Consider the following 12,336-nt stretch of genomic DNA (forward strand, 5'->3'; position numbering starts at 1 on the left):
GTTTTAGTACATTGCTTCTTACAAAATTAAGCTATATTCGGACGATGAGATTTGATACTAAAAATAGAACTATTTACTCAATTTTAATCCTTGTTTGCGTAGTAGGTTTTTGGCTTTTTGAAAACTTTTATACACCCGGCACCTATTCTACAAGCAAAGAAGCTCTCAAAGAAGCGAATTTTCCTGAAAACCTGTTGCCTAGCTCTACAACAGATGAAATAGTGCACCATTCTTATTTTTCCTTGTCCTATAACGAGCCTTTTGAACAGGCAGAATGGGTGGCTTATGTCTTGAACAAAGAACATTTGACGTATGACGATAGAAAAAGACCTTATTTTATTGAAGATCCATGGGTAAAATCGAAATCAGCCGATTGGAAGAACTACAAAGGCTCCGGTTATGATCGTGGGCACTTGGTCCCTGCCGGTGACCGTAGGTTTTCAGAACAGGCCTATAACGAGACTTTCTATACCAGCAACATAAGTCCGCAGGACAGGGATTTCAACGCAGGTGTTTGGAATAGATTAGAAATGATGACGAGGTCTTGGGCAAAAAGATACGGGAAATTATATATAATAACTGGAGGTGTGTTGGAGGATGGCTTGGATGAGATTGGTGATGAAGACGTAGCGGTTCCGAGGTATTTTTATAAGATTGTAGCAAAGGGAAGCCCGGATCAATTAGAGGCTGTCGGGTTTATCTTACCGAATGAAGAACAAACAACACCACTATCTAATTTTGCGGTTACCATTGATGCTATAGAAATGAGAACCGGAATTGATTTCTTTAAAGAACTACCGGTTGAGCAGCAGGCCGTGATGGAATCTAGAGTACGCTTGAAAAACTGGAAGTTTTAAAAGCTTTCCTTTAATCTATTGGTGTCTAGCTTAAGAAATATGAACAATAGAATGGTAAAGAATAATAAACCAGACCCACCGTAACTGAAAAAGGGCAAAGGAATTCCAATGGTAGGCAGCACACCTATGACCATTCCAATATTTATAAAATAGTGGATAAGAAGTACTGAAATGACACCATATCCGTACATTCTAGAGAAATCGTTTTTTTGTCGCTCCGCCAAGGAAATCAATCTTAAAAATAAAATGGAGAAAAGTATGATTACAGTAGCCGTGCCAATGAAGCCCCATTCTTCCCCAACGGTACTAAAAATATAATCGGTATGTTGCTCGGGTACAAAGTCTCCTTTAGTTCTTGTTCCTTCTAGAAATCCCTTACCAAAGAAGCCTCCAGACTCGATGGCTTTTTCTGACTGGTAGGTGTTATAGCCAATTGTTTTACGAATCTGTTCTAGTTTGGCCGGGTCTTTTTCTAGTCGCAGCCAGAGGCTAAAACGATCGCGGTGACGTTGTTCGAATACATTGTTGAAAACAAAATTGACGGAGAGCGAAAACAGTATTGTGATTGTGGTCACGATGACCAAAGGAAAAATAGGAACTTTAAAGCTCTTTCGTTTTAATGCGAACAGAAGTACTAGGAGCAAGGCTAGCCCAATGGTAACCCAAATGGTTCCGAACATGAGCGTGGTTACAAAAATAAGAATGGCGAAAAAACCGATTCCGAGATAAAATAACGGTAGTCCTTCTCTAAATATAACAAAGACCAGGGCAAAGAATACGAGCGCGCTTCCCGGGTCCGGTTGCGGAATGATGAGCAACGCCGGGATAAGTATAATTAATAGGGCATAGAGTTGGTCCTTTCTTCGTTTAATATCCGTTTGGATATCGCTTAAATACTTAGCGAGAGCAAGGGCGGTCGTAATCTTCGCTAGCTCTGAGGGTTGAAAATTCATAAATCCCAAACTGTACCAAGAGGTAGCTCCGGCGATGGTCTTTCCAAAGACGAAGAGTCCTAAAAGTGAGACTATGGAAAATAGATAGAAAACACTGGAAAAACGTTCGTAGAAATTCACTTCCAAGGCCATGATTACCAAAATGGCCACTAAGCTTACGCCAATAAAAAAAAGCTGTTTTCCATGTAAGGTGCTAAAATCAAAAAGTGTGTCCTGTGTTTCGGTAAAGGTGCTAGAGTAAATGTTGGACCAGCCTATAAGCACCAATGAAAAGTAGATAAATACCGTAAGCCAATCTATTCGTTTAAGGATACTTCTACCAGACATACTCGTTTATCTTGAACTCTTCACCGCTGTAGGGCTTCGCATATTCATGTTCTAAAGTTTTGTCTAGCATTTTCTTTTCCAAGTCGGTTCTTGTAATGGTTCCCTTGATATATTTTTCAATCATTAAGGAGGCGATGTGTCCTGCATAACGCGAGCCGTAATACCCATTTTCTATATACACTGCAATCGCTATCTTAGGATTTTCGACTGGAGCAAAAGCCACGAACACCGAATGGTCCGTAAGTTGGGTTCGTACGCCGTCTATTTTTGTAAAATTCTCTGCCGTACCCGTTTTCCCCGCAATATTAATACCTGGTACTTGTACCCATCTGGCCGTTCCTTTTTTGTAAACATCGGCCATTCCCTGAATGATCGGGTCAAAATGTTTTCGATCTATAGTTGTCCTTTTAGGTTCTGTGTATTTGGGGTCGCTAATATCTTTTCCTTGTATTTTTTTAAGGATATGCGGCGTAAAATAATGGCCTTTATTTGCGATGGCCGCAGTCATATTGGCCAGTTGTACCGGAGTAGCCAAGATTTCTCCTTGCCCTATGGAATTTGATATGATGAAAGAAGAGCTCCATCGATTATCTCCGTACCATTTATCATAATACTCTTTACTAGGGATTCTTCCTTTCTGTCCAAAAGGAAGGTCATAGCCAAGGTAATTGCCCAAACCGAAACTCTTCATATGCTTTTCCCATACGTCCATTCCTTCATCGGTGGTATCGAACTTTTCAAAAATCTTCCTAAAGGTACCTGCGAAATAAGCATTGCAAGATTGATAGATTCCACTGTTCATATTGCGAAGACCTCCGCCGCAATGACAACCTCTTTTCTTTTTTCCGACATAAAACCCATTGTAACAGCGAATGGTAGAGGACTCGTCCATAACACCTTCTTGTAACGCAATAAGTGCGTTTAGCGTCTTGAATGGCGACCCGGGGGGTTGTTGGGCATGAATTGATCGGTCCCAAGTAGGGTTCGCTATAGTGTCGTTATAAAGTTTGGTATAGTTTTTAGAGCGTTCCCGTCCGACCAAAAGTGCAGGGTCATAGGTAGGGCCGGATATCATGGAAAGTATCTCGCCGGTGGCGGGTTCAATGGCTACAATGCCACCTCTTTTACCGTTCATTAGACGCTCTCCGTACTCTTGAAGCTTTTTGTCAAGTGTAATACTAATTTGTTTGCCCTGCTCTGGAAGTGTGTCCAATGCTCCATTTTTATAGGGGCCAATATCTCTATTGAATCTGTCTTTTTGAATATACTGAACTCCCTTTCGTCCGCGCAAGAGATCTTCATAGTAGCGTTCAACACCGGTTCTCCCCTTTAGTTCTCCTTGAACGTAGTATTTGTTTTTTGCCAAATCCCCTTCATTGACTTCGCTAATATAACCCAGTACATTGGCAGCGCTAGGCGTATCATAATAACGTAAGGACCTTTTTTGGATGTAGAATCCTTTGTACTTACGCATCTTTTCTTGAAGTCTTGCGTAATCTTCTTTTGATAATTGTGGAACCAAGACCGATGGCAGTCTCGGGGAATATACTCTAGCTTTTCTAAGCTTTTCCTTGAATTTTTCCTTATCAACCCCTATTAATCCGCAAAATTCTAGTGTATCAAGAGCTTTGACCTCTCTGGGTATGACCATGACATCATAAGCTGGGTCGTTACCGACCAAAAGCTCCCCATTTCTGTCGTAAATATAACCACGTTCAGGGTAATCGTATATTGCCTTGATGGCAGGGTCTTCTAAAACTTGATCTGGTGAAAAACTGAAAATTTGAAGGTAGGAAAGTCTGCTAAGGAAGGTAATTCCTATGATGACGATAATTGATGATAAAAGTATTTTCCTCATTCTTTCTTAGTGCTAAACAAGGTGCTGAACAATAGACCCAATATCAAAGAAGCAAGGCCTATAGCAAACGTTTTTTGTATGATTAAGAGACTATTGGCAAAACTAAAAATTTCTAAAGTAAAGAATACAACATGATGTATTACAATTAATAACGCCAAAAAAGTAAATTGTTGTGCCTTGGTACTGTTGTTTAATTTAAAACTTTGAAATTCATAGTTTACACCGAATACGAACCGCATAATTGTAGGTCTTAAATAGGCTATGGTAATTGTGGCAGCTGCATTAATGGCCAAGGTATCGGAAAAGATATCTATCAGAAAACCAAGGATAAAACTTATGATTAAAAAAGTGGTTCTGTTTTCCTTTATCGGATACCAATAGATGAACAGAATATAAATCATGGGGTTGATGAAGCCAAAGAAATTTAATCTGTTGAATACGAGCACCTGTACCAAAATCAGCAAGATGAACCTTAGGATATTTATAAAAAAGGAACTACTGATCATTGGTTGTTCGTGTTTCTGTTTCCAGTTCTAAAACTTCTTTCCTATTCAAATTTTGAATAACATATACATGTTTCAAATTGGTCATGTCGTTAAATAAGGCCACATCAATAAAATAAAAACTCTTTGACGTGTCCAAATCAAATTTCTTTATCGTGCCAATGGGAATGTTTTCAGGAAAGATACTACTCATTGCACCGGTTACTATAGTATCCCCAATCGTTAACTGAACCAGTCTGGGAATATCTATCAACTGAACGGTGTTATAGTCTTTGGTATTCCAGACCAACGAACCAAAATGGTTGGAATTTTTAATCTTAGCATTGATATTCGATTTTTCGTTCAATATACTCTGCACCGTGGCATAGTTCTTAGATGTATTCTCTATAATCCCCAGAATACCCTTGTCCGTAATTACGCCCATATCTTGTTTTACACTATCTAAGCGACCTTTGTTTATGGTGATATAGTTTCTTTGGTCGGAAAAGCTGTTCTTTACTATGGTACCCTGTACTACGGTATAGCTATTCAGTAAGGAATCCGTTATTGGGGTGATGCCCTCTTGCTTGTTATAAAGTTGAAATCTTAGTAATTCATTTTCCCTTACGAGATTACGGTTCTCTTCGCGAAGGTTAAAATAAGCGGTGATATTATTGGAAGCCTCATAAATACTGCCCGAAAAATAGTTAGCGGAATTTAGAAATTTAGACTGGTGATAGGAATGCGATTGAAAAGTGAAAACCAAGGAAATAAAGAGCAGAAAGGCATAAAGTAAGAACGTTTTATACCGAATCAGAAAATTTATAATCTGCTGCATTCACTTTTACGTTTTCAAATTGAAGTACTCAAAAATTACTTGATCAAGATACTCTTGTATCGTTCTAGGTTTTTCAATGCTATTCCTGTACCACGAACTACGGCTCTTAAAGGATCTTCTGCAATGTATACGGGCAGGTCCGTTTTTTGAGATAACCTTCTGTCCAGGCCACGCAGCATAGAACCACCCCCGGCCAAATAAATTCCTGTATTGTAGATATCCGCTGCCAATTCTGGTGGAGTTTGCGATAGGGTTTCCATTACCGCGTCTTCCACGCGCAAAATAGATTTGTCCAGTGCTTTTGCGATTTCCCGATAAGAAATCTGTACTTGTTTGGGTTTACCCGTTAGTAAATCTCGTCCTTGAACCGATTTTTCGTCCGGGGGAGATTGTAGGTCTTCCGTCGCCGAACCAATTTCAATTTTAATTGCCTCCGCAGTACTTTCACCCACATACAGGTTATGCTGCGTACGCATGTAGTAGATAATATCATTGGTGAAAACGTCACCTGCAATCTTGACCGACTTATCACAAACAATACCACCTAAGGCAATTACTGCAATTTCCGTGGTACCACCACCTATATCTACGATCATATTTCCTTTGGGCTGCATAATGTCAAGACCAATACCAATGGCCGCTGCCATGGGCTCGTGAATAAGATATACTTCTTTGCCGTTTACGCGCTCCGCTGATTCTTTTACCGCACGCATTTCTACTTCCGTTATACCAGATGGGATACAGATGACCATGCGCAAGGCAGGCGGGAACCATTTTTTCTTTAATGCCGGGATATTTTTAATGAACATGTTGATCATCTTTTCAGATGCATCAAAATCGGCAATTACCCCATCCTTTAAAGGACGAATGGTCTTTATATTTTCATGGGTTTTTCCTTGCATCATGTTGGCTTCCTTACCAACTGCGATAATTTTACCTGTAATTCTATCACGAGCAACGATAGAAGGGCTATCTACTACGACCTTGTCATTATGGATGATAAGCGTGTTCGCCGTTCCTAAATCTATGGCTATCTCTTCAGTCAAGAAATCAAAAAATCCCATATAAATTTGTTTGGTTATGGATTAAGGGGTGCATTTCATCGACAAAAGTAGTAAAATTAATGCTTAAAATGACGGGTGCCCGTCATCACCATTGAAATTCCGTTCGCATTACAATAATCCACACTCAACTGGTCCTTGATAGAGCCCCCCGGTTGTATAACACTTGTAATTCCTGCTTGGCCTGCAATCTCAACACAATCAGGGAATGGGAAGAATGCATCACTGGCCATTACGGCACCGTTTAGGTCAAATTTAAAGGATTGCGCTTTGTGTATGGCTTGGTTCAGGGCATCTACTCGCGAAGTTTGTCCCGTACCACTAGCACACAGTTGCTTGTTCTTTGTCAGCACAATGGTGTTAGACTTTGTATGCTTACATAATTTTGAAGCGAACAGTAAATCATCAAGTTCTTGCTCGCTTGGCTTGGTGTCCGTTGCATAGCTTAAATCTGCAATAGCATCTGTCTTATGGTCTTTCTCCTGAAGCAACATGCCGTTTAAACAAGTTCTTACCAGCATTTCCGGCATAGTGGTTTCGTTCTGAACTAGTATAATCCTGTTCTTCTTGCCTTTAAGTATTTCCAGGGCGTCCGCTGTATAGCTTGGTGCAATAACAACTTCGCAAAATAATTTATGGATTTCCTCCGCCGTGGCTTTATCAATTTCTTTATTGCTTATCAATACTCCACCAAAGGCAGAAACCGGGTCGCCGGCCAGAGCATCCACGTAAGCCTGGTGAAGTGTACTGCGTTGCGCTAATCCACATGCGTTATTATGTTTTAAAATGGCAAAGGTTGGGGCTTCATTTTTAAATTCTCCCATAAGGTTTACAGCGGCATCAACATCCAACAAGTTATTATAAGAGAGTTCTTTGCCGTGAAGTTTGGAGAACATGGCATCAAAATCTCCAAAGAAAAATCCTTTCTGATGCGGATTTTCTCCATAACGCAATACCTTTCCGTTGGTCTCACTGACCTTAAGTGCGGCGATATCATGGTGCTGGTTAAAATAATTGAATATAGCCGTATCATAGTGCGAGGAAACGTTGAAGGATTTTGCGGCAAAACGCTTTCTATCGTCCAACGTGGTATTTCCGTTATCCTTAGAAATGACTTCGAGGAATTCTGAATAATCTTCCATAGAAGACACGCACATGACGTCTTTAAAGTTTTTTGCGGCAGCACGTATTAGAGAGATACCTCCAATATCTATTTTTTCTATGATGTCCTGTTCAGAGGCACCACTTGCAACGGTTTTCTCAAAGGGATATAAATCTACGATTACGATATCCAATTGTGGAATATCGAATTCTGCTAATTGCGCAACATCACCATCATTGTCCTGTCGATTGAGGATACCGCCAAATACCTTTGGGTGTAAGGTTTTAACGCGACCGCCTAGAATGGAGGGATAACTGGTGACATCTTCTACAGGAACAACGTCTATGCCCAGGTCCTTAATGAATTTCTCCGTGCCACCGGTAGAATAGATGGTAATGCCAAGTTCCTTGAATTTTTTTACTATGGGTTCCAATCCGTCTTTATGAAAAACGGAAATTAAGGCAGAAGTCGCTTTTTTAACAGTGCTCATGGGTAGTGCTTGTGATTAGTAATTTAAGCACACAAAAGTAATTTTTTTAAGAGAAGTACAACAGCGAGGTTATCAACAAATAGGCTAAAGTTTTGAACGGTTAAGAGGTTGTGTCCTATTTCCGTAGCCGTATGCGTTTAAATTACCATACTAGTGCTCCATAATCTTCGTCAATTCTTCATTTACGAATTCTAAGAACCGTTCATCTTCCTTTGTAAACGGGTCGGGTGTATTGGAATCAATATCTATCTGACCAATATTTTCACCGTTTACGAAGAGCGGAACAACGATTTCTGATTTTACGGTAAGGCTGCAAGCAATATAGTTGTCTTGCGCTTGCACATTAGGCACAACAAAATTTTCGTTACTGACCGCCACTTGTCCGCATATTCCTTTCCCGAACGGTATAATCGTGTGGTCCGTTGGTTCTCCCGTATAGGGACCTAACTTTAATTCTTCTTTGTCACCATTCCTAAAATAAAACCCTACCCAGTCATAATGTGGAACACTTTCTTGAAGGAGATTACAGATCTCTTGGAGCTTGGTATCTGTTTCTTGGTTGGAGTGGATGATGCTCTTTATTTTAGGTCTCAGGGAATCTAACATGGTCTCTTATTTTCAATAATCTAAATCAAAAGTCGATTTTTAAAAGGAAACTAACAATAAGAACAGCCTTAAAAATTCGTTAAGTACTATTAACCAAAATTCTAAAATAGTATCTTTGTAGAGTGAAAAGTGTAGCTCATCACATATGGTCCGTGGTCATGGCGGTGTTAGTATTGTTTTCAACAGTCTCATGGACTATTGAAAAGCACACGTGTATGGGTCGTGTAATGGATGTTGCTTTATTCTCAAAGGCTCAGGATTGTGGTATGGAAGCAGCGATGCTGATGATGGAGGAAGACTCTGATGAAAACCACTGTTGTGGTGAGGAAATCCTGACGATTCAAGGTCAAGATGATCTCAACATTTCTTTTAACGATATTACTTTAGACCAGCAGGTCTTTATCGCAGTTTTTGCGAAGGCCTACGTTGCGTTGTTCTCTAGTAGTGAACAGCAAACGAATATAAACGAGTATTACCCACCACCACTTCTGGTCAGGGACATACAGTTACTTGACGAAACTTTTTTAATTTGATGTGATTCCTCGCTAGAGGATATTTTGGATTTACCCTGCTAGGTCAGCCTAGGATGGAAATAAACAAAAGCACCCAATGATCTGGGTTAACATCAAATTAAACATTCATGAAATATAAACTTAGGTTAGTAGCCTTATCCATACTGTCCGCAGTATTCTCAGCAGCTCAGGGTCCGCCAATAACCGCTGATAAACCAATTATGCTCGGGGCGGGCAGTTTTACCGCTAGAACATTAACGGAATTACGAAACACGGAGCGAGGTTCATTTGTTTATGTACCGCTAATGATGCGTTACCTGCCAACATCGAACTCCTCAATAGGTGTAGATATTCCTTATTTGAATTATGATATCGATAACCAGGCAAGTGGCAGTGCTCTGGCCGATATCAAAATAATAGGAAAATATCAATTTTTTCGAAAAGATGCCACGGGCAAGACTCTTAGAATATCAGCCAAGACGGTACAGACTTTGCCCACGGGAGAAGAGCTAGATTTAATGGAATTAAGTACGGGCAAGTATGCTGGGTATTACGGTATCGTTGCGGGATATGAAACCCTAAAATACGGTATATCCAATGAGTTCGGCTACAATGCAGTGCCCGATGGTACTTTGGACGAGTTCCGCTATAAATTAGGATTTGGACTACCACTTTTAAAACCACAGTATCCCAACAAGCAAGTGAACCTCTTTTTTGAATATACCAATTCTTGGCTAGTAGAAAGAGATTGGTATCAGTTGTTATATGCGCAAGGCATACAATATGCAAGAAAGGCGACTACGTTTGAGCTGGCGATTCAAGTGCCTTTGGTGAGTGATTTTGAAGTGGGTAGAAACCTGCGATACAGCATATTTTTTGGAGGTCGATTTACATTTTAATTGGCACCGCCAAAGGGCCTAATTACCATATAAAGTTGATGAATTTAAATTATTAAAAAACACAAAAATGAAAAAAACAATAATAGTAGCATTGGTCGTCGGGATGATGACCGTGTTTGGAGCAAATGCTCAAAAAGCGATGGATAAATTTATGGTGCAGGTAGACGGCCTTGGTTGTCCTTTTTGCGCTTACGGACTAGAGAAAAAGTTCAAGGAGTTCAAGGGTATTAAACAGGTAAAGATTGATATTGAGACTGGAGATTTCAGTTTTGCTTATCCAGCGGAAAAAGAACTGACCTTGGTTGCTGTTCAACAACAGGTAGAAAAAGCGGGGTATACCCCAATAACTACCAAAATAGAGCGAGCAGATGGTACGATTGAAGCGTCGGAAAAACAGTCGCTCTCCGCTAAAACGGAAGGGACTGTGACCAAAAAACTCATGGTCGTGGGTAATTGCGGTATGTGCGAGGCACGGATTAGCGAGGCGGCCAAAGGTGTAGCCGGAGTTTCTGATATTTCTTGGGACAAGGATACCAAAATGATGCAGGTGTCCTTTGACGCGGGTGCAACAACACTGTCAGAAATAGAAAAGGCGATTGCAAAAGCGGGCCACGATACTAAAAATTATAAGGCGGAAAAAGGAACATATGACCAGTTACCTGCTTGCTGTCATTATGATAGGATAGGCAAATAAGAAGATAAAGTTATCGGCGCGGTCAGTACTGTCCAATTTCCTTTTGGATCGCGCCGTAACTACTAAAAATTAAGTAATGAAATATATATACATAGTACTATTCGGAGCACTTTTGGTAATCTCTTGTAAACAAAAAGAGTCGCTCCCAAAAGAATGGGTCCTTGCGAAGTCTATCCAGCTAAATGAAGTAAACCCAATTGGCATTACCGAGCTAAACGGTAAGCTATGGCTTTCCGATGGAGACCATAATCGTTTGGTTCAAATAGATGGAGAAGGCAATATTGAACAAACTATAGATTCTTTGGAAAGACCTATGCATATTGATGCTGCTGAGGAAACCATTTACATTCCGCAATACGGAGCGGATAACATTGTTATGTTGAGGTCCGGAGAGCGTGGAGTGCTTAGTCTAACGGATAGTTTGGATGCACCAGCGGGTGTTTCTGTATTAGGAAGAGAGAAAGCGATAGCCGATTTCTACAGTAATAGAATTTTATATTCCGACGGGAACAACTGGATATCCTTTGGAAAAGAAGGTAAAGCTAAGGGTGAATTCTATTACCCAACCGATGTGCAAATCACCGATTCCTTAATTTGGGTGGCCGATGCTTATAACAATAGGGTTCAAGCTTTTGACAAAAAGGGGAACTTTGTAAAGATTATGGGCCAAGATCAAAAGATGAACGCCGCAACGGGTATTTTCGTGTCTGACACCGAGGTGTTCGTGACCGATTTTGAAAATGACCGCATACTCATTTTTGACCATGATGGGAACTTGCAACAGGAAATCTCAGAGCATATTGAAAAGGCCACCGATTTAATGATTTTTAATGCGCAACTTTATGTAATCAACTATAGAAATGGTGAAATCAATGTGTTTGATTTTGCAGAAGTGACCCAACCAAAGGGGGCTCAAGAAAACAAAGAATAGAAATATGAAACATACCTATACAGTAACAGGAATGACCTGCAATGGCTGCGTGGCATCGGTCAGTAAATACCTGTCGGAAATTAACGGTGTTGAAAATGTGGCGGTAAATCTGGAAACCTCGGAGGCCGTTGTTGAAATGAGAGTACATATTGACCTCGATACACTTAAATCGGCCTTGCCAGAAAAATATACCATTTCTAAAAAGGGAAAACTCACCACGGACCCATTGGCGCAAGAAGAAGAGAAATCGAAATTACAGCAGTTAAAACCCCTATTGCTCATTTTTGCCTATTTGTTTGCCGCTGCCTTTTTATTGAATTTTAAAGCATGGAGTACTTCTGAGGCCATGTTGGATTTTATGGGGCTGTTCTATATCGTGTTCAGTTTTTTTAAGTTACTCGATTTAAAAGGCTTTCCGGATAGCTTTCGCATGTATGATCCCCTCGCAAAAATACTTCCAGCCTACGGTTGGGTGTATCCGTTTATTGAGTTGGCTTTAGGATTGTTGTTCTTAATGCGTTTACAAATACCCATAGCTTTAGTGGTAACGATACTTATTTTAGGAATTACCACCGTTGGGGTCACCAAAAGTCTGCTGGATAAAAAAAGCATTCGTTGTGCCTGTTTGGGAACGGCCTTAAAATTGCCGATGACCGAAGCAACCTTTATTGAAAATGCCATTATGTTGGTAATGGCTTTTGCTATGCTGTTACAACTAGTTTAAAA

The 12,336-nt window shown here is 40.3% G+C and carries 13 protein-coding genes; 6 read left to right on the plus strand and 7 right to left on the minus strand.

The annotated features are described in order from the left end of the window. Positions 1-44: 44 nt before the first annotated feature. Complete coding sequence (locus tag EJ994_RS16310) at positions 45-857, plus strand: DNA/RNA non-specific endonuclease (RefSeq protein ID WP_126593455.1); 813 nt, start codon at positions 45-47, stop codon at positions 855-857. On the opposite strand, the gene rodA is transcribed toward EJ994_RS16310, so the two are convergent. The 7 genes from rodA to EJ994_RS16345 all read right to left on the minus strand — a co-directional run bounded on the left by rodA (position 854) and on the right by EJ994_RS16345 (position 8,574). Continuing rightward, the gene (gene rodA, locus EJ994_RS16315; protein ID WP_099575153.1) at positions 854-2,137 is read right to left on the minus strand and encodes a rod shape-determining protein RodA; all 1,284 of its coding nucleotides are present in this window, start codon (positions 2,135-2,137) and stop codon (positions 854-856) included. The genes EJ994_RS16310 and rodA overlap by 4 nt on opposite strands. Further along, positions 2,127-3,995, minus strand: coding sequence for a penicillin-binding protein 2 (gene mrdA, locus EJ994_RS16320; RefSeq protein ID WP_126593456.1), 1,869 nt, complete (start codon positions 3,993-3,995; stop codon positions 2,127-2,129). The genes rodA and mrdA overlap by 11 nt, the downstream gene beginning before the upstream one ends. After that, a complete protein-coding gene (locus tag EJ994_RS16325; RefSeq protein WP_099575151.1) occupies positions 3,992-4,501 on the minus strand; it encodes a rod shape-determining protein MreD in 510 nt (169 codons plus the stop codon). Before EJ994_RS16325 ends, mrdA begins: the two co-directional genes overlap by 4 nt. Next, positions 4,491-5,315, minus strand: a complete 825-nt coding sequence (mreC, locus tag EJ994_RS16330; protein WP_126593457.1) for a rod shape-determining protein MreC — start codon at positions 5,313-5,315, stop codon at positions 4,491-4,493. Before mreC ends, EJ994_RS16325 begins: the two co-directional genes overlap by 11 nt. A gap of 35 nt (positions 5,316-5,350) precedes the next feature. Further along, positions 5,351-6,379, minus strand: a complete 1,029-nt coding sequence (locus EJ994_RS16335; protein WP_126593458.1) for a rod shape-determining protein — start codon at positions 6,377-6,379, stop codon at positions 5,351-5,353. A 56-nt stretch (positions 6,380-6,435) separates the two neighbouring features. Then, positions 6,436-7,968, minus strand: a complete 1,533-nt coding sequence (gene purH, locus EJ994_RS16340; protein ID WP_126593459.1) for a bifunctional phosphoribosylaminoimidazolecarboxamide formyltransferase/IMP cyclohydrolase — start codon at positions 7,966-7,968, stop codon at positions 6,436-6,438. A 150-nt stretch (positions 7,969-8,118) separates the two neighbouring features. Next, on the minus strand, positions 8,119-8,574 hold the full coding sequence (locus EJ994_RS16345; protein WP_126593460.1) for a GAF domain-containing protein: 456 nt from the start codon (positions 8,572-8,574) through the stop codon (positions 8,119-8,121). Between the two features lie 152 nt (positions 8,575-8,726). On the opposite strand from EJ994_RS16345, the gene EJ994_RS16350 reads away from it, so the two are divergent. From EJ994_RS16350 to EJ994_RS16370, 5 genes are all read left to right on the plus strand, one after another. Further along, complete coding sequence (locus EJ994_RS16350) at positions 8,727-9,107, plus strand: HYC_CC_PP family protein (RefSeq protein WP_410504161.1); 381 nt, start codon at positions 8,727-8,729, stop codon at positions 9,105-9,107. Between the two features lie 107 nt (positions 9,108-9,214). After that, a complete protein-coding gene (locus EJ994_RS16355) occupies positions 9,215-9,985 on the plus strand; it encodes a hypothetical protein (protein ID WP_126593462.1) in 771 nt (256 codons plus the stop codon). Positions 9,986-10,052: 67 nt separating this feature from the next. Next, the gene (locus tag EJ994_RS16360) at positions 10,053-10,679 is read left to right on the plus strand and encodes a heavy-metal-associated domain-containing protein (protein WP_126593463.1); all 627 of its coding nucleotides are present in this window, start codon (positions 10,053-10,055) and stop codon (positions 10,677-10,679) included. 76 nt (positions 10,680-10,755) lie between these two features. Beyond that, a complete protein-coding gene (locus EJ994_RS16365) occupies positions 10,756-11,610 on the plus strand; it encodes an NHL repeat-containing protein (RefSeq protein WP_126593464.1) in 855 nt (284 codons plus the stop codon). Between the two features lie 4 nt (positions 11,611-11,614). After that, complete coding sequence (locus EJ994_RS16370; RefSeq protein ID WP_126593465.1) at positions 11,615-12,334, plus strand: heavy-metal-associated domain-containing protein; 720 nt, start codon at positions 11,615-11,617, stop codon at positions 12,332-12,334. Positions 12,335-12,336: the final 2 nt, after the last annotated feature.

Origin of the sequence: Maribacter sp. MJ134, assembly GCF_003970695.1 — a bacterium.
In the GTDB taxonomy this organism is placed as follows: domain Bacteria; phylum Bacteroidota; class Bacteroidia; order Flavobacteriales; family Flavobacteriaceae; genus Maribacter.